Annotated in this window: 8 protein-coding genes; 6 read left to right on the top strand and 2 right to left on the bottom strand. The window is 59.6% G+C overall.

Annotated elements, in window-relative coordinates; all coding sequences use genetic code 11:
* Positions 1–17: 17 nt before the first annotated feature.
* Entirely contained in the window at positions 18–431 is a 414-nt protein-coding gene (locus QW887_RS32740; RefSeq protein WP_316195982.1) for a hypothetical protein, read from the bottom strand.
* A 74-nt stretch (positions 432–505) separates the two neighbouring features.
* On the opposite strand from QW887_RS32740, the gene QW887_RS32735 reads away from it, so the two are divergent.
* The 6 genes from QW887_RS32735 to QW887_RS32710 all read left to right on the top strand — a co-directional run bounded on the left by QW887_RS32735 (position 506) and on the right by QW887_RS32710 (position 19,306).
* A complete protein-coding gene (locus QW887_RS32735; protein ID WP_316195981.1) occupies positions 506–937 on the top strand; it encodes a hypothetical protein in 432 nt (143 codons plus the stop codon).
* Positions 938–1,082: 145 nt separating this feature from the next.
* Positions 1,083–3,917 (top strand): SNF2-related protein, encoded by a 2,835-nt coding sequence (locus tag QW887_RS32730; RefSeq protein WP_316195979.1) that lies wholly within the window; start codon positions 1,083–1,085, stop codon positions 3,915–3,917.
* Positions 3,917–9,283: a hypothetical protein gene (locus QW887_RS32725; RefSeq protein ID WP_316195977.1), complete on the top strand. Its 5,367-nt coding sequence runs from the start codon at positions 3,917–3,919 to the stop codon at positions 9,281–9,283. The genes QW887_RS32730 and QW887_RS32725 overlap by 1 nt, the downstream gene beginning before the upstream one ends.
* A gap of 14 nt (positions 9,284–9,297) precedes the next feature.
* Positions 9,298–15,888 carry a DEAD/DEAH box helicase gene (locus QW887_RS32720; RefSeq protein ID WP_316195975.1) on the top strand — a complete coding sequence of 2,197 codons (6,591 nt, stop codon included), beginning with the start codon at positions 9,298–9,300 and terminating at the stop codon, positions 15,886–15,888.
* Positions 15,888–17,978 (top strand): UvrD-helicase domain-containing protein, encoded by a 2,091-nt coding sequence (locus tag QW887_RS32715; RefSeq protein ID WP_316195974.1) that lies wholly within the window; start codon positions 15,888–15,890, stop codon positions 17,976–17,978. Before QW887_RS32720 ends, QW887_RS32715 begins: the two co-directional genes overlap by 1 nt.
* Before the next feature lie 941 nt (positions 17,979–18,919).
* Complete coding sequence (locus tag QW887_RS32710) at positions 18,920–19,306, top strand: hypothetical protein (protein ID WP_316195972.1); 387 nt, start codon at positions 18,920–18,922, stop codon at positions 19,304–19,306.
* A 1,289-nt stretch (positions 19,307–20,595) separates the two neighbouring features.
* Here the strand turns inward: QW887_RS32710 and QW887_RS32705 are convergent.
* Positions 20,596–22,539, bottom strand: a 1,944-nt coding sequence (locus QW887_RS32705; RefSeq protein WP_316195971.1) for a phage/plasmid primase, P4 family, incomplete at its 5' end; no start/stop codon positions are given.

Genomic DNA, 22,539 nt, shown 5'->3' with positions numbered 1-22,539 from the left:
AGCTGTCATCGAGATTGCTATTTCAGTGCGGGAAAGTCTATTTGCTGAATGCTCGAGCAATTTTCGCAATGCCAAGGTGCCGAAACATCACCTGATCGTCCCACATATAGAGGTGCCAGCTGATCAGCTTTCACGTCCAAGGAATTTCTTTCGAGGGTCATAATCGATAGGTCGAGTGCGGCCAGCTCGTCAGGTGCGAGCGTCACAAGATCGCGCGGCGCTCCGGTTCGTAGCCGCCAGCGCTTGTGGCCGTTGTCGTCAAAAGTGGCCTGAGTGTCCGGAAATTGCACTTCCAGAGTGTGCAGGATTCGCTGCGCCGCTCGCTTGGAAATGTCCAACCGGTCGCCGATTTCATTTAAAGTGACGCCCAGGCAGCGGAATGGTACGAAAGTCGCAAGCTCCAGTAATTGTTGGGCTTTCTCGAGAGACATGGCCCTCCCCGGGGTGGGGTGACACGGATTGTCACCGCCTGACGATAGCTATACCGTACACGGGGGGGTTGCACGTGAAAATCGACGGCCAAGACACATTGCTTTCCGAATCGGGCTTGACGCGGTTTATAGGCTACGTTCATCCGACCGCGATCGTTTTTCGTTATGCAGAAGGTGAGCGGCTCATTCCCCCGGAGGACTCCCAAGATGCCAAGAGACTCCCAAACCAGGGTGACGACCACGAATTACGGTTCCTCTGCAAGTCAAAAGTCGAACGTCGTTTAGGCATCGAATTTAGCTGCGATGGGAGAGTTGGTTCCCAGCAAGATAATCGAGTAACCCGCGAGCAAGGTAAAAGAACGTTACTCACTATTTCGGATCGTGCCATCAACGAGGCTGTTGCCAAATTGCTCAATACGTCTGCGCTCGGTCTTGTTGCCTTCGAGAGCCTCAGTGCGTCCTACCCAAATGCCGACGCCCCCGAGCGTCCGCCGGACTGGAACTGATCCGACGCCCATGTCATCCCCCGCCCCCCCGCTAACCCCCGGCATGCGAGTTCTCTGTCGCGATGCAGAATGGCTTGTTACCAGGGTCCACAGCGTCGATTTCTCGACCGGCTCTCAGATAGCGTTCTGCACTGGCGCAGATGAGATGGTCCGCGGCCATGAGGCCGCGTTCGTCACCGACCTTGACGAAGTCATACCCATCGACCCGGGTGATACGAGGCTGGTCAGGGACAGCAGCCACGGCTTCCAGCGGGCCAAGTTGTTCCTTGAAGCCCAGCTGCGGCAGATGCCTCTGACGGCGGCTCATCCCGACGTCAATGGCATCGGCGCGTTTCGGCCGCTACCTTTTCAGGTGAAGGCGGTCGAGAAGGCGCTCCTGCAGATGCGGCCCCGTCTCCTGCTTGCCGATGCCGTCGGCCTGGGCAAGACGATCGAGGTCGGAATGATTCTCGGCGAGTTGATTCGCCGGGGGCGTGCGGACAGGATTCTGGTGCTGGCGAAGAAGTCAATGCTGACCCAGTTCCAGGCCGAGCTGTGGAATCGCTTCGCCATTCCGCTGGTCAGACTGGACTCGGTGGGCCTTGCTCGCTTGCGCTTGCGCATTCCGGCGTCGAAAAATCCATTCGAGGTCTATCACCGCATCATCATCTCGATGGATACGCTCAAGGACGTTGGCCGTTACCGTCACTTCCTGGAGAATACGCGTTGGGATGTTGTCGTCATCGACGAGGCGCACAACGTCGCGGGTGCGACCAATCCGGAACGGAACTACAGTTACCGTCTCGCCAGACTCTTGTCGCGCCGGGCCGACAGCATGCTGCTGACCACGGCGACGCCTCACAACGGAAAACGCGAGACTTTTGGCCGGCTGATTTCCCTGCTCGATCCATCAGCGATTCCGGATCCGAAGTTTCAGCAATACTCCGCCGATGACATCAAGCCATTCTTCCTGATGCGCTTCAAGGAAGACATACGCAATGAGGCCGGCGAAAATTTTCGCGATCGTCAGGTTGTTGCCTTGCGTGAAACCGCAAAGCAGGCGAGCCCAGCGGAAGAGACAATCTATCGGCGGCTCGCGGAGCTTCGCGGGAGCATGGACGAAGGCGATCGCAGCGCCATTCTGCGTTGGGGATTGTACAAACGCTTTCTCTCGAGTCCGGAAGCCTGCCTGTCGACCATTGAGAACAGCCTCGCGGGCTTGCATAGCAGGCACGGCGACGCCAGCGATATCGCGGCCTTGGACGCCCTTAAGGACGCGCTGACTGCCCTCTCGATCGAACAATCCACACGGTATCTGCTGTTGATCGAGCAGTTGCGCCAGATTGGTTGGGACGGCGGCCCGGCAAGTCCACGCGTGCTTTTGTTCACGGAGAGCACGGTCACCCAGTCGGCGCTCGCGAAGGCTTTGGCCGAGAGCTTCGATCTGCCCTGGTCGGCCAAGCCCGAAGACCAACCAGACCAGGTCATGGCCACGATCGACGGTGGGATGCCGGACGTCTGGCTCGGCAAGACGATCGAAGCCTTCGGGACCGGCAACGCCGCAATGCGCCTGCTGATCGCCACCGACGTGGCGTCCGAAGGCGTCAATCTGCATCACCAGTGCTGGCATATCATTCACTATGATCTGCCTTGGTCGATCATCACGCTGATACAACGGAACGGTCGGATCGATCGATATGGCCAGCACCATGTCCCCGAAATCCGGTATCTGATGGTGCTAACGGAAGTGGGTGAATTGAAGGGCGATCAGGCCGTATTCAGTAGGCTCGTCGAGAAGGTCGAGGAGATCAACCGAACGGCGCGTAGTGGTGAGAGTGTACTGAAGCTCTATGATGCCGAGCGCGAGGAGAAATTTGTCGCCGAGAAAGCCCTGCTCGGCGGTAGCAAGGACATATTCGACCCACCGCAAGGCAATCGCCCGGGATCCTCGGGTGTCGAGGACATGCTGCGGCAAGCATCGGATCAGGCCATGGCGGAGCTGACTGATCTCTTCGATGATGACGACAAAGCCTTGATACGAGAGCCGGCAGAGAAGATCGAAGATACGTCGAGGGTCCGCCTCTACAACAATGTCCGGTTCCTCGAGGAGGGCTTCTCGCTGCTGAGCCAGATGTCGGGCGATGGGTCCTACCACCCGATTGAAAAGACGCCCCAGCAGTTCCTGCTCACGCCGCCGTCCGACCTGCGGCGCCGTCTTGGTGCGCCGGAACCTGGGCGCGAGGTCGTATTCGGCGCGACCGCAATCCCCGAGGAAGCTTGGCCCGAGGATGGGCGCCTTCGACTCACCATGGATCCCGACCGGGTCGATACGGCGATCCGCGCGGCGCGGGCGCTGCGGGGCCAATGGAGTGACGAGTTGCTGCTCACGGAGCTTCATCCCGTCATGCGCTGGCTGGCCGAGCGGCTGATGATGTTGATGCCACGCGGCGAGGCGCCTATGATTGCCTCGCCATATCTACCCGAAGGCGAAATGTGCTTCTGCTTCATCGGCCAAGTCAGCTCGCGAGCCGGCACGCCGCTCATCGCCGACGCTCACGCCGTGTTCATTGCGAGGGGCGGCCGGATTGACTTGCTGCCGCTAAAGGAGGCGTTGGCGAGAGCCCGGTTCGATGATCTCGCCGATACCGGCCGGCGCGGGCCGATGCCGGAGCCGCTGCTCAAGGGCTTTGTCGCAGCCGCTGTCAATCAGAGCCTGGATCGAATGCAGACGCGCAAGCACGAGCGTCAGTCCGAGTTACGGCCGATGCTGGAACAAGAAGAATCGCGACTGAGGAACTGGCTCGCGCGGCGCCGCGATCGGATCAACGATCAACTGGCCGATCTGAGCCCCACCAGCCAACAGGCCATCCGTGCCCGGCAGTCGCTCGAAGAAGCCGAAAAATATGTTCAGGACCGCAACCTGAACTGGAGACTCGCGCATTTTGAGGCGGCAGACCAGCCGACAACTCGGCTCATTCTGGCCATCGAGGGGGTCCGCTGATGCCGCTCGACACCGCGATCAATAATATCGGCGAATACTACGCCGCCCACTATCTCGAAGCCCAGTTCGCCAGGGACATCGCCGAGCCGCTGAAGGCCTGGCGCGACCTCGGTTCGCGGTCGGTGCCAAGGCGCCTGCAGGCCTTGGGCGACACCTACTTTAAGGCAAAGTCTCAGGCGCTGGATCATGACGTCACAACGCACCGGTCGCATGCCGAAGAGCCGGAGCTCGCAGGCTGGCATGATAGGCTGCTGCGCTCGCTCGGCTATGAGCCTGCTCCCGCTCCACTGCTCCTCCCCGCGGAAAAGGCCGTGTTGCCAACTCTGGCGCAGGTTTCGCGTTACGGAAAGCCGTGGCTGGTAGTGGCGGAGACGCCTTTCTGCTTGCCAGCGGCTGCGCTTCCGTCGGACTGGAATTCCGAGGATCCGCTGGAAGAGGCGGTACCCGCTCTCACCGCTCCCGACGGTACGCAAAGCCTTGAAGCATCGTGGGGCGAAGCCGTCGGCCGCTTGCTGCGGGAAGAGGATAGCCCCCGATGGGTGATGCTGCTCTCGGGCTCGACCATCCATCTGTTCGACCGCAATACTTTTGCGCAAGGCCGTTGGGTCAGCTTTGACCTCGACGACGCCTTTGGACGTAAGGAGACGTCTGCTTTTGATGCGATGGCTGCGCTGCTCTCGAAGGACACCTTGTGTCCTGACGGCGAGAACGCGACGGTCCTGCACGACACGCTCGAAAGCCAGAGTCATAAATTCACCCATGTGGTTTCAACCAAACTGCAGGGGGCTGTCCGGCGCGCGATCGAAGAGGTCTGCAATGGCTGGGTCGACAGCCGGCGTGCCAAGAAGCTCTCCTACACCCGCCTCGCCGAAGCGGAGCCCACCTTGCCAAATGGCGAGCGGGACATCACCGCCGAGCATCTGCGGCACGAGGCGCTGGTGTTCGTCTATCGGATTCTGTTTTGCCTCTACGCCGAGGCGCGAGGCGGCGAACTGGGCGTTCTTCCTATCAACGACGATGTCTATCGCCTCGGCTACAGCCTGGAGGCCCTGCGCGACCTGGCCGATTCCGGCGAGATGCCGGTGGGAGCAGAAGCTGGCACCTATTACCACGCCCACCTGAAGCGGCTGTTCTCGCTGATCCACAGGGGCTTTGAGCCGATTCGCGTGCCCGCGACGGCCAACGCGGCCGAACCCTGGGCGCCGGTGAAGCCGGAGCAACTTCCCTTGTTTGGTGGCCTGTCGGCAAAGCCGCAACAGCTGCGTCTCGATCAGGTCGGCCGCAAGGTGATCGAAAGCAGGGCAGGAACGACTGACACCTTCATCATCCGCCCCTTGACGGCGACCCTGTTCGATCCCGCGGCCACGCCATTGCTCGATCGCGCCGATCTGCCCAACCTCCGCCTGCAAAGGGTCATCCGTGCGCTTAGCCTTGGCACCGATGAGAAAGACAGGTCGATCGGACGCATCAACTATGCGGAACTCGGCATCGTGCAGCTCGGCGCGGTCTACGAAGGCCTGCTGTCGTATTCGGGCTTCTTCGCCCGCGAGAACCTGATCCAGGTCCATCGCTCTCTCGATAAGAAGGGTGCGCGGGGCGCGGCAATCGATTCAGACATTGACGAAGACAACATCGAGCAGGACTCAGATGAAGAAGAGATAGAGGACCGCGATGAGGACGCCGCTGCCCCTTCGAACGGTTCTACCAACGGCGTTAAGCTCGTCTTCGATGACGACATTCCGACGGATGTTCAAACCTGGTTCGTGCCTGAGACCCGTGCGGGTGATTTTGCTCCGGGTGAGATCGTAGTCGAACGCCGCACGCGTCAGGCTCGGATCTATCCGAGGGGGGAGTTCATCCTGCATTTGAACGGGATGGATCGGGTCAACTCCGCCTCCTATTACACGCCGGAGATCCTGACCCGCACACTAGTGCGCGAGGTCTTGAACGAGCGGTTGAAGGGCTTTGGCCCGGAGGATGCCGACCGCATCCTGTCGCTGACGATCTGCGAGCCGGCAATGGGCTCGGCCGCCTTCATCAACGAGATGTGTGACCAGCTCGCCCATGAATACCTACGCCTAAAGCAGGCGCAAACAGGTCTGGTCATCGAGCCCGGTCGCTACGAAGACGAATTGCGGCGCACCAAGCACTTCATCGCTACGCGTAACGTCTACGGCGTCGATCTCAATCCGACTGCGGTAGAACTGGGTGGCCTGTCCTTATGGCTTGGGAGCATGCACCGCTTGCTGGTTCGTAAAGGCGAGGGCGCGGAACCTGACCGCTACCGTGTCGGCGCTGTCCCCTGGTTCGGCCTACGGCTGCGCGCCGGCAACAGCCTAATCGGGGCGCGGCGCGCGGTGTGGACAAGCGAGCAACTTCGCGACGGCGAGCACCTCGGCAAGGACGCAGCGGCCCCGCGCGCGCTGAAACCAGGCGAGCCTCGCCAGGACAACGAGATCTACCATTTCCTAGTTTGGGGTCAGGATATGGTCCCTGCGTGTCGGGACAAACTGATGAAGCAGTTTTGGCCCGAGGAATGCAAGGTCGGGAACGACTGGAGTAGCAAGCAGGTCAGGAAGAAGTGGTCGGAGGCGGAGATCACTGCCGGCAAGGCAATCAGTCGCGCGATTGACGAATTGTGGCAACGCTATGCGCGCGACCGCGCCCGCGCGCTCGAACGCACCGCCTGCACTGCGACCGTCTGGCCAGAGCCGGCCGGTAGCGATGAGGCGCTCAAGGCAGGGCCGACGCTGGAGCAACAGGAGGAGATTCGTCGGACGCTCGAAAGAAGCTCGGGGGCCTTTCAGCGGTTGAAGCTCGTCATGGATACCTGGTGCGCGTTCTACTTCTGGCCACTCAAGCGATCGGGCGACCTACCGGACAGACTGGCGTGGCTCGCTGCAGTGAAGATCCTGACCGGTACGGAAATCGGAACACCGGAGGCGCGCGCCATGCTGGCCGTTCAGTTGGGCTTGGAGGCCGAGCTTGAGGCGCTGTTTACTGCCGCACAGGATGAATTGCCCGACGTCGAGCAGCTCTGCCAGGCCATGCCCTGCCTGCAGGTCGGCCGGCAGCTGGCGGAGCGCCAGCACTTCCAACATTGGAGCCTGATCTTCACCGAGCTGCTCGGCCCGGCGGTAGAGGGGCTGCCCGCGCCGGGCGGCATCGACCTGATGGTCGGCAATCCGCCCTGGATCAAAGTGGGTTGGAACGACGCACCGCTGCTCTATGAATTCGACCCATCATTGGGGGCAAGTGGAGCAAGGAGCGCCGCGTTAAATCATGCACGATTCACACTCCTGGCCAATCATAGACGCAAGGTCGAATATCGGGCGGTGTTTGAAATCGGAGAAGGCGTATCAGCTTTCTTGAACGACCGGACGCTTTATCCGAATCTGGCAGGTGTCCAGACAAATCTCTACCTGAACTTCATCGAGCGGAGCTGGGATCTGCTTAGCGAGCGGGGTGTTGCAGGTCTTATCCACCCAGAGGGCATATTCGACGATCCTAAAGGAGGAGCATTCCGCGACGCATATTATTCGCGGCTCTCGCGTCATTTCCAATTCAAGAACGAGCTGCTCATTTTCCCAGACGTCTATCATCACAAGACTTTTAGCATCAATGTCTTCAACGGCACAGCAGGTGACATTGCGTTTGAGGCAGCGTTCAACCTATATCACCCTGACACCATTGAGGCCTGTCGAGCGCCGATCCACTCACGCACTTCCCTGCCTGGAATTAAGTCGGATAGTGGAAGCTGGGAGACTGCCGGACATCCAGATCGGCTGATCGATATCACCGAAGCTGCTCTGACCAACTTTGCCGCACTGTTCGAAGACTCTACTACGCCCGCCGCTCAAGCTCGCCTTCCGCAAATCCAGGGCCGTCCGATCTTATCCGTCATCGACCGGATCAGCCGTTATAACCTCCGTCTGAGCAACGTGCGAGGGCTCTACTTTTATTCAGAGATGTTTCACGAATCCAACGCCCAGAAGGCAGGATTGATCACAAGGCAAGAGCGGCCTAGCTATCAGCCTTCTAAAGCTGAAGAAATGGTTGTTTCTGGACCGATCATTAACATTGCAAGACCATGGGCGAAAACAGCTCGGTCTACCTGTATTCAAAAGGATCAATACGATCTGGTCGATTTGACAGAGATCACCGATTCTTTCCTGCCCCGCACAGTGTACAAGCCGGGAATTTCGATGGATTTCGAAAGTGATTTCGTCAGAGCGATTCCGACTTGGCCAAGACCGGCTCTTCCCGGCTTTTGGCCGATCAAAAAGGATGAACTAAGCGCTTGGGAGCAATTGTGTGGTGAACCACTAGTTCTGTACGGAGAAGTGGCCGCAAATTGTGAACAGAGGCCAACTCAGCAGTACGCCTTTTTTAGCGAATTGGGGGAGGACGCACTGGACGAAATCTCATGCATTCTGCGAGGACAGGGCGGAAGGTCTGATCGTCAAAGTAGCGATGACCGTGACATCAAGGTAATCCAAGGCATTCCAAGCGAAGAGCAAAGAATATTCCTACCACGAATCATTACTGAAAGATTCAGGTACGCTAACAAGGTTATGGTTCAGTCGGGACACGTTAGAACGCTTGTGCCATTTATTTTGCCGCAAGGCGCCACCCACATATCCGCGTTTTGTTCGATAGCGTTTTTAGAAGAGAAGAAGTTGCTGGCATTTGCAGCATCAACCGCCTCTGTGATTGTTGACTTCATTGTCAGAATGTCAGGCAAATCTAATCTTCGGCATGACACACTCCAGACCCTTCCCATTTTAGCGGACGAAGATAGTTTCCGTGCGCAGGCTCGTCTTCTTCGCCTCACTTGTGTAACCAACCATTACGCTCCCCTCTGGATGCGCAATTTCAGCGAGTCGATGAGGGAGGATGATTGGGCGATCGATGATGCGCGGCTGACGCATGAGGATGAGTTGCATTGGGCTCACCTATCTTCCAAGTGGGAGCGTGGTTGCGCACTTCGATCCGATTTCGCGCGGCGTCAGGCACTTCTGGAAATTGATGTGTTGGTGGCGCAGTCGCTGGGTATGACGCTTGACGAGCTGCTCACCATCTACCGAGTCCAGTTCCCAGTGATGCGCCAGTACGAGAACGCCGACGAATATGATGTTAAGGGCCGCCGTCTGCCCAACACGACCAGAAAAGATCCCGGCGCAAAGGAGTTGCGCGAGGCCCGTAAAACGAACGACGAAACGAGCCCGCTCACTATATCCTGGAAAATCGACAACGGCCTTTCGACAACCACCAAGACTTTCCATCCGCCCTTCACCAAAGTGGACCGCGAGGATGACTACCGTCGCGCCTGGGCGAGCTTCGTCGCACGTTACGGCACCCACTGAGAGAGGCCGGCCCCATGCTTCCCGCCACCCTCGCCCAGGACGTCAAGCGGCAGATCCGGCATTACCTGGAGGCGACGTTCAACTTTCGTCGTCGGGACGAAGAGACCGCGCTCAGCGCCTTCATCAACGATTCCGAAAACGGCCTGTTCAAGGGGCCGTGGGTGCAGTTGCGGCGGCCGTACCGGCCGGCACACGAGAGTTACGATCCTGCCGAGCACTTCGATATCCGGCCTGATTTCCATCCCTTTCGCCATCAATGGCAGGCGTGGCAGCGCCTGTCGTCCAAGGGGCGCGATCCGGAAAGCACGATTGTCACGACCGGCACCGGCTCGGGCAAGACCGAGTGCTTTCTGTTCCCGCTGCTCGACCACTGCCTGCGCTCGGTCAAGCAGGGCGAGAAGGGCGTCAAGGCCATCATCCTTTACCCGATGAATGCCCTGGCGGCCGATCAGGCCGGACGTTTCGCAAACGAAGTTTTTTCGCGCCCAGAGTTGCATATCGGCGCCGGAAACGATCGCAAGGCGCTGATCAAGATCGGGCTCTATACCGGTCGCAGTAGGTCCGGCGACAGCGGCGGGGAGGACCCCACCGCGGTTAAGGCGATGCGAGCCGAGGGCGATGGCTGCTTTCACATCACCGACCATGACGGCATGCAGGAGGATCCGCCGGATATCCTGCTGACCAACTACAAGATGCTGGATTATCTGCTACTGCGCCCAAAAGATCAGCGCATCTGGCGATTCAATGAGCCCGGCCGTTTGCGCTTCCTGGTGCTCGACGAACTTCACACCTATGACGGGGCGCAGGGCGCCGACGTCGCGTGTCTGGTTCGCCGCATCAAGGCGCGGCTGGATGTGCCGGAAGGCGGGCTTTGCTGCGTCGGCACCAGCGCTACCGTCGCCGGCGGGCGCGAAGAGGAGGAGATGAATCCCCTCGATCGGCTGGCTTATTTCGCCGGCATCCTGTTCCAGGAATCCTTCACGCCGGCGATGATCATCAACGAGGACAACAACCGTCTCGACATTGCAGCCATGGTCGTACCGGAAACGGAGGCGCCGGAGACGTTCCCGTCGGCGGCGGATTGCACGCCGCGCGACGACGAGACCGCGGCTGCGTTTGCGCAACGGACCGCACCGCTCTGGGGTGCCCCCGAATTCCCGCTCATGGACGGCAATCGTTGGCTCGACTGCAAGATTCAACGGCCGACGCCGGAAAAGCGCTGGGGGCTCGCTGTCGGCGACTGGCTTCGACGTCAGGAATTGTTCAAGGCGCTGCTTGAGATTACGGCAACGCCGGTATTGACCTGGGACGCGCTGATCGAGGAGTTGTCGGCGCGGTTCTACGTTCTAAGGGCTGTCGGCGACTATGAAGCTCGCAGCCAGGTTGTTGCCGCCTTCTTCGCCCTGGTCGCGCAGGCGCGCGATCTGCGCAGCGGGCGGGCGCTCCCGAAGGTGCCGACCCATGTCCAGATTTGGGTGCGGGAGCTGCGACGACTTGGACGCTACGTGCAGGATGCGCCGAAGTTCGGCTGGATCGACGAGAAGCGGGTCGGCAGTCCGATTCTGCCAGTCGCTCACTGCTCGGAGTGCGGTGAATCGGTATGGGTCGGCCTCTCGGATCCGGACATGGACAATCAGATCCGTGCCAAGGGCGTGAATGGCTTCCGACTGCTCGACGACCCCGCGCGAATTTATCAGGGGTGGGGGTTCGAAGGCTCTTCCCAGTCGCCAAACATAGTCGTGCTGAGTCCGTGGCAGACCGATGACGAAAGATCGTGGGGTCCCGATCAGTTGCCGTTGCCGACAGCTCATTGGTATCTGGCGCCGGACAGTCTGGTGGTTCGCGAAGGGCCCGGCAATTGTCCGCTGACCGAAACGAGAACCTTTCGGGTTAAGGTCAACCGCGAAACCCGCCGACAGGACAACGGCAAGGTCGTCGGCCAGGTGCGATGTCCGCATTGCGAGATGCGGGGCAGCCTGATGTTCATCGGCAGCCGCGCTGCGACCGTTTCGAGCGTCGCGATCGACGAAATGTTCGGGTCGGTTCTCAACAATGATCCGAAGCTGCTGGCCTTTACCGACAGTGTGCAGGATGCCAGCCACCGGGCGGGCTTCTTCTCCGCGCGCACCTATCACTTCACGTTCCGCACCGCGCTTCAGCGCATCATTGATGATGCCGGGTCCGCCGGTGTGCCGCTGACTGAGGTTGGCGACCGTCTGCTTGCCTATTGGTCGGAGGAGGCGCCCGGACGGCCGGGCGTGCCACTGGAGGCGCTGGCGACCCTGATCCCGCCGGACCTACACGAATATGGTCCGTATCTGGCATTTCGCGAGAATGCCGGCAAGGCGACGCCTATCCCAGAACCACTCCGCAGCGAGATCGCCGAGCGTTTGACGTGGGAAGCGATCAGCGAGTTCGGTCTGATGCTCACCCATGGACGCACCTTGGAATTGAACGGCAGCTCGTGCGTCGCCTGGGATCTCGATGTCATCGATGCGATTGTAGGCCGCCTCGTGGCGCGACTGCCCGGCATCGATACAGCCTTCGAAGGGGTCGACGGCAACCAGCTGCGACTGTGGATCCTCGGCATTCTGCATCGGCAACGCAGCCGGGGAAGCTTCGCACATACCTTCGTAACCGCGTACGCCCGTTCCGGATTGTGGGGCAAGAGATCGAGAAGGAAGATTGTCGAAGGGCGTGAGGCCTACCCACTTCATGGGCGGTACACGCCACGGCTGATGGCTACCGGAAGCAACCCCAGACACGACCATATGCTGGCCGTCACCCGAACCGGTGTCCAGGATCCCTGGAATATAGTGTGGGCACGGCGCGCTCTTGGCAGGGACGGCCTGCGGCTGCACGGCGTGTCCGATGCCGCCATCGCGGACCTGACTTCTGCCTTTCTGAAGGAAGGGGTGGATGCTGGTCTCTTGGAGCTGCTGCATTGCGATGGCGACAAGGACTACTTTGCGATCTCGCCGAGCGCCGCAATGCTTCAGGCCGACGGCCGTCCACTTGTGTGCGACCACAGCGGTCACTTCATGTTGCGGCCGCCTCGCGAAGCCGAAATTTGGATGGGGGCATCTAGTCTGGCTTATGGCTCGCGACGCGGTCGTTACAGCGATGCGCCCTTCACTGATCGTCAGACCTATTACCGGCGACGCTATCGCAAGGGTGCGCTACGCCGGGTGTTTGCGCAGGAACATACGGGCCTGCTCACCACTGAGGAGCGTGAAGACCTGGAGCGACGGTTCAATGGTGGGGTTCACGCGGACGACCCCAACGTCATCACGGCGACCTCGACCCTGGAAATGGGTATCGATATCGGTGATCTCTCGACCACGATGCTATGCTCGGTTCCGCCGACCACCGCGAGCTATCTTCAGCGCATCGGCCGGGCGGGACGAAGCACCGGCACCGCGTTGGTGGTTTCGGTGGTCAACCAGCGACCGCATGACCTGTTCTTCTTCGCTCGGCCGCAGGAAATGCTGGCCGGCAAAATCGAGCCGCCCGGCTGCTGGCTCGACGCCAGCGCCATGCTAGTTCGCCAGTATCTGGCATACTGCTTCGACAGTGCGGTCAAGGATCGGGTCATCTCCGAACTTCCTTCGAGCGGAAAACAACTTGATGAGCAGCTCGAGGCGGACACCGGACCCATCATAGACCTCCTCGCGTGGATGGCGATGAAGGAAGCCGCCTTACAAGATGGGTTCCTCGCGCGATTTGGTCCCGAAGTGGTGCGGCCGGATACCCGTCTACGCTTTCGGATGGAGGCGGACACCATGCGGCTCCATCAGCGGATCCGTGCCGCAGCATCCGAGTTCGGCGATCAGCTCAAGAATATCGAAACGGCGCGCCGGCGTCTGACGGATCAGAAGAAGGAGTTGGCTGGAGCCGATGATCAGGCCGGGCTCCGCGAGATCGAGCGCGAGTTGCGCGTCCTCAAGGTACGAACGATGGTGCTAAACCGTACGTCAGCATTGGAGGTGCTCACCGAGCGAGGATTGCTACCGAATTACGCCTTCCCGGAACGCGGCGTGCGACTGTCCGGCGCTGTCCACAATGAGCACCAGGGTGAAGAAGACGCCACGATTTCCATAGACATCACCCGGGCAGCCGCTGTCGCCATTCGGGAGCTGGCACCCCGGAACATCTTCTACACACATGGGCATCAATTCGAGATCCAGCAGCTCTCCCTTGGCAATCAGTCACAACCCTTGGCGCAGGAATGGGGAGTTTGCGGGAAGTGCGGCCACATGCGCCTGGTCGAGGACATGGAAAAGCCCGAGGCCAAACCGGCCTGTCCACAATGCGGCTACGACAAGCAGCAGCAGTCGCAATTGGACCGGGCGCAACGCAAGACGTTCCTCGATTTTTCCCGATCCGGCGCGATTTCCTACATGGAATACTACGACAGTCTGTCCGGGGATCGGGCCGAAGAGCGCGATCAGCGCTATTATCGGCTGGTCTATAGCTTCGATCAGACGGCCGGTGGTTATAAGGGAGCCGTGGGTACCGAGGACGAGCCGTTCGGCTTGGAATTCCGCAGCTCGATGATCCTTCGCCAGGTCAATACCGGACTTGCCGACACCCCGCAGGGATTTCAATTCGGTGTCGAACAGAAGGTGCCGGAGCTCGGCTTTCCGGTGTGCCAGGATTGCGGTGTGGCCGCCGAAAGCGATGTCACCAAGGACAAGGTCGAACATCGACGCAGCTGTGCCGGTCGCAAGCGCACCGACAAGGCCTTTCGCGAAGGGCGCACCCAGAATGGATATAAATGGGAGCGGGTCTATCTTTACCGCGAACTCAAATCCGAGGCGATCCGCCTGCTGTTGCCGCCCGACGTCGAGTCGGAAGATATCCAGACGCTGCGGGCTTGCCTGTTCCTCGGCCTGCGTCTCCATTTCAGCGGAAACCCTGGCCATCTGCTAATCGAGCCGCAGATTCTACCCGACCACAAGCAGGATATCAGGCGCCATTACCTCGTGATCATGGATGCCGTGCCGGGAGGGACGGGGTTCCTGAAATCGCTGTTCGAGCCAAAACACGCTGGTGAAATCCCGGGGCAAGGCATCATGACAGTGCTGGGCTTGGCGCTCGACGCCCTGCAGTCATGCTCCTGCCGTCACATCGGACCGGATGAGGATGACACCGACGGTTGTTATCGCTGTATTCGGGCCTATCGTTTGCAACATCAATCCGAAGAGATCAGCCGAGAACGCGGGATCAAATTGCTGGCGACGATGATAGAGGCCGGCAAAAAGCGAGTTGTGGTTGAGGCGCTGGATGATCTCGATGCCACGTCCCTGTTCGGCAGCGTGCTGGAAAAGCGATTCGTCGAACGCTTGGAAGCGGCCGTTACCGAGAGCCATGGTGAATGGCAAAAAAGCTTGGTGAAGGGCACCTCCGGTTTCCGATTTCGGTTCGGACAGGATTCCCGATTTTGGGAGGTGCAGCTGCAGCCGAGATTGGCACAAGCCCAGGGAGTCATGACGGCATGCCAGCCCGACTTCATGCTGACCGCTGACCACGCCGACATTCTCCCCATCGCGGTCTTCACTGACGGCTTCGAGTTTCATGCCCATCCAGGTCAGCCGACGAGCCGTCTGGCCGATGATGCGGTCAAGCGCCGGTCCGTGCTTGAGAGCGGCACCCATCGAGTTTGGAGCATCACATGGCAGGATCTCCTGGAAGGTCCGCAAGCGGCGTTGAATCTGCTGCATCCCAGGATCCATGCGACACTTGAACGGAAGATGCAGGCTCTTGGAAGCACCGGTCTGGCCTATCCGCCGGTCGCGGAAGCGCTCGGCAACGGATTTGTTCAGCTCGTTGCCTTTCTCCGGTCTCCCAATCCGGCCGGATGGCAGCGCCTCGCCAACGAGGCGGGTCTCATCCCGCTGCAGGTGCTGGCCAACAGGGGAGCAAAAGGGGCAACTCCGTCCGACCTACTCGACATGCACGACCGTTGGCGTGCCGGTGCGGACATCCCCAAGGGCACCGACGACGCCTGGATTGGCGATCTGCTGCACACGACTGTGTTGGCTGAAGGCGCCGATCTCCTCGTAGTTGCCAACCAGGGCGATGTTCTTGCGAGCAGCTCTCACAAGGTCATTGCCAGGCTGCGGCTCGGCGACACCGCAGAGGAGCGCGCGTCCGCGCTCTATCTCGAGCGGTGGCGGCGATGGCTTGGGCTCAGCAACCTGTTGCAGTTTTCCGGTAACGGCCGATCCTTCACGACCTCCGAGGTTGCTCTTGGCTCGGCACCCGATCTGGAATTCGCCACCACCGATGGGGTCCCCTCGGAATGGGAAGAAGTTTTGGCTGCGGTGCTTCCCTCGTTGATCGCCCTGGCAAAGAAAATGGCAATCGACGGCGTTCCCGTGCCCGAAGTCGAGCATTACCTCGAAGGTGCGTCGGATGATTGCTTCGCCGAAATGGCATGGCCGCTCGCCGGCCGACGCAGCTGTTTGCTGGTTGGCGACCAGATGCACTTCAGGAAGCAATGGGAGGATGGCGGCTGGCGTGTCGTCGCGCTTGACGAGATCCATGGAAAGGGAACGCGCTGGTTGGCGGGCCTGTTAGTTCGTGCTGAGGAGAACGTCTGATGGCGTCGCTGATGTTGCACCGTGATGTACTAACCGGTTTTGGCCGCCTTCCCGCCAAGGTCCAGAAGAAAGTCAGCGAACTGATTCGGAAATTCCAGGAGGATAGTACCCAGCGCAGCATTCATCTCGAGAAGATCGAGCAGGCGCTCGACGACAAGGTGCGAAGCGCACGGCTTGGCGACGACTGGCGTGCGATCGTTATCGCGCCCGAACGGGGCGATACCTTTCTGCTGATGCACGTTGATCACCACGACGAGGCGTACCGGTGGTGTGCCAATAAGCGCTTCGAAGCCCATGGCTCGCTGGGGATGCTCCAGGTCTTCGACGTGGCGGAAGTCGAGGAAGCAGCCGAGCGCAGCCGGGACGGCAATGACGCCCAGGCCGACGAGCACCGACGCTACCCATTGGATGAACTGACGGACGACGACCTGTTTCACGCCGGCGTTCCCAGGCCACTCATTCCTGCGGTGCGTGCCATTCGGACGGATGCCGCCTTCGAAGAAGTTGCTCCCTATCTGCCTGAGGAAGCGCAGCAGGTCTTGTTTTGGGTCGTAGCTGGCCGGTCGCTCGACGAGGCGTTGAGGGAAACGCTGGGAACCCTGAACGCAGGGGCAGCGCGTCCCGAGAGCCCGGGCGATTTCTCGAAGCTCGATCAGGTTGGGAATTTCAACCTTGTCTTGGTCGAAGGGGAAGAGGAACTGCGCGCGATCCTTGCCGAAGACATCGAAATGTGGCGCGTCTTTCTTCATCCGTATCAGCGCAAGATCGTCGAGTGGGACACGGCCGGCCCGATCAAGATCAACGGAGCCGCGGGGACCGGAAAGACGGTCGCACTCATGCATCGTGCTGTCTATCTCGCGAAGCGACTGACCGATCCGAAGGACAAGATTCTCGTCACCACATTCACGACGAACCTTTCGGTAACGATCGAGCATCTGATCGCGCAGCTTTCGCCGGAGGCCGCCGAGCGTATTGAAGTCACGAACCTGCATCAGCTCGCGCGTACCATCTGCCTGCGATCGGAATGGCGTGGACGGATTGCGGATGACCAGGAACTCAGTGAAATTTGGGACGCATTGCTGCCGCCGGCTTCGGAGGCGAGCGAGTTCGACCGGGAGTTCGTCAAGGAAGAATACGAGAGTGTCGTCGACGCGATGGGTATCGACACCGAAGAGGAGTATCTCGCTGTCATCAGGACCGGCCGCCCAAAACTATCCCGGCAGCAGCGTCGGAAGCTGTGGCCGAACTTTCTAGATTTCAATCGCCGGCTTCAGAAGAAGGGGCTTCTAACCTTCGAGGGAACGATACACCAGGCCCGAATGATCGTCGAGAACGCCCGGGGCGACACCGCGGGGCTTCCAAAGTATCGGCATGTCCTCGTCGATGAGCTGCAGGACTTTGGTCTCGAAGGCCTGCGCCTGATCGCGGCACTGAGCCCGCGAGGTGAGGCGGCGAGCAACCCTTTGTTCATGGTCGGGGACGGACATCAGAGGATCAATCGCAAGATTCCGATCCCGCTGTCTCGTGCCGGCATCAATGTCGTGGGTCGGTCGCGGCGCCTAAAGATCAATTATCGCACTAGCGCGCAGATTCGGGCTTGGGCGCAGTCGCTGCTCGCGGGCATGGACATCGATGATCTCGATGGTGGCAAGGCCGACACGACGGGCGACCGCTCAGTTTTCAAGGGGCCGGAACCCACCGCCCGCAGGGCGACCAGTATAGAGCAAGCCGCCAGCTTGATCGTCGACTGGGCGGCGGAACTGATCGAAAACGAGGGCTTAGGATCCCACGAGATTTGCGTCGCACCGGTGCGCGATGCAGTGAAATCGGCACTGGCCGCTAAAGGGCTTGACTTCCTTGAACTCGAGGCGCGGCGCGTCGATCCGGGCAAGGCCGAACCCGGCGTACGTCTCGCCTCGATCCGTCGCATTAAGGGTCTCGAATTCAAAGCCGTTGCCATGATCATTGGTCAATCGGACGATCATCCAAGCAGGTTGGAAAGATACGTGGCAGCGACGCGGGCACGCCAACGACTGCTGATCGTCGAGCTTTTTACGACTAACGTTTCAACTGCTCTAGGCCCGCCCTGAAAAAAGCTCTGGCAAATGCAGCGGGCCTAGAGATGCTATTGCTTCTTGAGGAGACAGACGGCGAGTCCACGAATGGGACGCCCGAGTCGTCGCCGGTACGACAACTTAGCAGCGACCAGCTTTGCGCACCGGGCAGTCAGGCCGGTGCCATCTTTCGGGTAGTGTAGCCATGGGCGCGTGCAGATTTTCTGAACCCGCTTCGCTCAGCGTATACGTCACGGTCAGGCGGTCAGGAGCCGTTTCGGGATCAGCATCTCCTGCGAAAGCTGCGCCTCAAACTGCGCTGGCTTACGGCGGGAATAGGTCCGCGCTGTTGGATCGTCGTCTGCGAATTCGTGATCACAGCAGCTAAGCACGTCGGTGCCGTCGATATATACGGACCCAACTCTTGGTTCAGACAGTCACCGCAAGTCCGTGGTCCCTGCAGGCACCGTGTAGAAATCGCCGCGTCGCTGCGACCTACGCTTCCGATATGAGGCCGAAGCTCGCACGCAGCGGTGCATGCTTCTGAAATTCAAGATATCGTCGAAATATCGCCCCTTAATTGCCAGCCTGAGTGTTGCCTCGGGATGGAAAAATATCTCGAAGAGCATGCCATCGATAATGACCTTGCGCTTGTCTACCGGGTGCTCGGCTGTGAGTTCGGCTAACTATGACACATACGCAATCGCGCAATTCGATCCTCCACATCCAGCCTGGTAGATAACACGGCCCGGCACGAAGAGGTTGTTGACGCCCATTTTCTTCACACTTCTCGGACAGAAGATCGAGCGCGTCGCTTTGCGTATAGTAAGCATATGATTTCCGTCTAACGGATGGAGTAATTTTGAAAGCCGAGGATCTCGCCGGCATCACATCGGCTGCTGATCATGCAGCCGACGGCATTCTGAAACGTCGATTTCGATTACTCCGACCTTCCGCATCGGAACCGCCGGAGGGTCATGAGCCATGACACGGTTGAGGCGGCCGCGCGCTTCGTGTTTGAGTCCAAGTTGCATGCCCGCGACTTCACGGTGGTGTGGCACGCCGATGAGCCGCTCGTGGTTCCGCCCGCCTGGTACGTTGAAGCGTTCGCGCGTGTGGCCGCATTGGCACCGCCAGAAATTGCCGTGCAGTATGCATTTCAGACCAATGGCATGCTGATCAACGAAGCGTTATGTGATCTTTTCCTATCCCAGGGGGCTCGTGTCGGCGTAAGCATCGATGGTCCTCCTTTTCTTGATGATACGCGCAGACGCACCCGCGCGGGAAGTGGTACCCGGGCGTCGGCGCTTAAGGGCGGCCTTTGCGAGCGCGGGGCGTCGCCACGCATTTTATCTGTGTCATGACAAACGCCTTGCTTAGCCACGGGCGCGAATTGATGGCGTGTTCTCGTGATGAGGGAGTGCCGGATATCGATTCAACATCGAAGAGGTCTAAGGCGCGCGTGCTGGTTCGAGCTTGGCGCGTCGGGGGGCGTTGAAGACTTCCGCAGATTCGTCGAAATCGTACTTGCCGAGTCCGATAGTGCCATCCTTCTCTGGATTCGCGAGTATCGCAATATCCTTGCTATGCCGAGGCAGCCGGGGTTTCGAAGCATGTCGGCGAACTCTCAAAATATGCCGTTCGCGATCTTGACCGTGGGCGTCGGCGGCGAGTTGTTCACCTTCTCGCCTGAACTCGTTGAACTCTCGAACGAGGCTTACAATGATTTTGTCATAGGCCGCCTACCTGATGCCACGCTCGAGACGGTACTTTCGCGGCCGACGTTTAGGAGCTACTAGCTGACGTCCAGAAAGGCATTTCCCGTTTCCGTCAATCTTGCGCCTACTTCGAAATGTGTCTCGGCGGTGCCCCGGTTAATAAACTGTCGGAATGCGATACGTTTGTCGCGACGGAGACGTTGGCCTGTAAGTTGGCTTATCAAGTGATCACGGACATTTCTCTGGATCATCTCGATAAAGCGCTAACAAGGTGCAAGTTGGCGCCTCAATCAAACTGGTTTACCAGTAAGGCCGACCTGCCACAGTCTTCATATCACACGTGGGCCGTGGAGAGCCCTAACTGTTGCAGCGGCCCTCCCCGTTCTCCCTTTGACAGTCTTTCTCCAGGTCCACAGCCATGGCAAGCCCGAGCACGGAACAGGCCAGTTGATGCAGTCGGCCCGTGTCAACCTGTCAACCATGTCAACCCAAGAATGACTTAGGTCGGCTGGTGAGATTTCGGGGCGCGCTCGGGCCGTAGGGGGCGGGGGGCCGGGAAGGACCCGCGCTTGGCTGGCGGACGTGCGCCCGAGACGCCGGGTCGCTAGACCGATCCCGGCCGCGCCCCCGTTCATTGAGAGATGTTGAGTTCCGGCTAGTTTGTTGGGTTGGCGTCGATACTGCATCTGGTTTTTCTGAAGCGATTTCATTGTTTTGGTTTGTCGACGTGTAGAGATGTAGGGAGAAACCTATACGCACACATGAGAGAATCCATTGGCTTCGCCTGCTCTCCCTGAGAGTGAGAGAGAGCAGACGCCCGCCGAAACCGTGCACCGCTCATACTGTGCGAGACTTAGTCCATTGAAGCGTCTTCACTATTCGCTCGATGCACAATGTAACTGGCACTGCATCGAGCCTTGATGATCGAGCATCCTTCACACTGGCGCGATCTCGTCGGCGTAGTGCGGCGACTCTTCGGAATGCCGGCGTGGCCCCTCGGGCACATTCTTGAGCGCAACATGCAGGTAGCGAACACCAGCCGCGACGCGATTCTTGATGAACCCTTTCTGCGACATTGCAGCCGCAAAGCTCTTTTCTTTCCATGGTCGCACGGCGTTCGCGACTGCCCATGAAGCGAACGCGTCATACATTGCACGTGCGGTCACGACGGCCGCCGGCGAGCCGTTGGGCTTTGGCGGCACGCTTTCGACACACGCTCCGACAAACGTCCCAACTGGGTCCATTTCGTCACGGTATTGTGCTGTAGCGTCGGCAACCTCAGCCGGCGTGCGCAAGCCGCCGTTGAGATAATCGAGCGTGCCAGCGATCAGCCAATTGAGGATACCCGAGCGTTCGGGCCAAATTTCATCCATCACTTCGTCCATTGGTCGTCTTTCGTGATCCGCAATGGTCACTGGCCACGGCACAAACTTCACTCGCCTCCAAATACCATGGTCAACCCCGCCGATCTCGGGTTTATGGTTGCCTGACAACACCATCTTGAACGTCGGCCTCATCTCAAAGAATTCTTTGTTGAGCGACCGCACAAGCATCGGCTCGCCGCCTGTGAGCGACTTAATCAACGCCTCCTTGAACTGGACGCCACGCTCTGGTTCGGACGCTCGCACGAGGCGTGCCCCCGGCAAGCGCGCAAGATCGGGCGATGGCCCCGACCCCGACCTTTGTTGATCGCCCGACAGCGACTCAAAGTTGATGGTTGCGCAATATGGCCCCATAATTCGTGAGATGATCTCGACAAATGTCGATTTCCAATTCGCGCCGGTGCCATAGCTGAAAACGAAACATTGCTCGCCCACCATTCCGGTCAAGGCGTAGCCATGGAAACGCTGAACGAAGTCGCGCACTGGCTTGATCGGCAGGAAACGCTTGACGGCCGCCTCGAAGTGCGGCGCGCGCGCCTCCTTGATGTACTCGACGGGCGCCACTTTCGTGATGTTGTCCGCCCGATTGTGCGGCGTCAAAACCACGCGCCATTGCTTGAGCATCTTGCTTGAGTGATCTGACGCATCAGGATCGGGCACTTCATCGTACACAAAGCGGATGGTGCCGTTCTTGACGTTGAAAGCGAGCGCGTCGATATCGAGCCCGTCGACGGTCACAGTGCGGTAAGGCAATGATTGGTCGAGCATTCCGCGAATCTTGCCAGAATTGCCGCTCGACACGGAGTATTTTCGTCGCGCCGCCTGGCGGCTCTCCAAGGCGGCCTGTGCCTCGGTGCCGGCCGCGACAATGCGTGAAAGCATCTGCCACTGCTGATCCTTGCGAGCATCAATCTGCCCTCTCGCCTTTTCGATCCAAAGCATCGTGCCGCGGGCCTGGCCCGCTGCGTCGATCGCAGCTTGCTCTTGCGGCGTCGCCGCCATCAGGTTGGCCTCGAGCGCGATTCGCGAGGCTGTGTGATGTGCGAGGCGCGTCGCCATTTCATTGCCACCTTCGCGTTCCCAATGGGTTCCTGCCCACACGTGCCATCCAAGATTGCGAACCTGCAAGAGATCCGCGCCAAAATGGTGCAACAGTCGTTGACCGTTTCCTGTGTCGTTCTGCGGCTCTTGCGAGCAGGCCAACAGGACCTCCCGTGAGATTCCATCGACATTGACGTACCGCTCGTTCTCTGCCGGATCGAGATCCCCCTCGTTCTGCCCGGGGTAGCCCCTTTCGGTGGGGTGCGGGGCCCTCTTGGCAGAGCCGGTGGAGTTTGTGGTGTCGGGCGAGTCGTCAGCTTCAATGATCGCCAGGATGCGTTCGTGAGGCGGGACTCCATCGATTCGGTCCGCAACGGCATGGTCGTGTCCCCGGAGGTGGTGTAGCTCGGTGGAGCAAAGCCGCCCGGACGCGCGCTCCCAAATAGCGCCGTAGCG

It is taken from the genome of Bradyrhizobium sp. SZCCHNRI3052 (assembly GCF_032484895.1).
GTDB lineage: Bacteria > Pseudomonadota > Alphaproteobacteria > Rhizobiales > Xanthobacteraceae > Bradyrhizobium.
The sequence above is the reverse complement of the archived record's forward strand: the minus strand, read 5'-3'. Positions and strand labels throughout refer to the sequence as shown.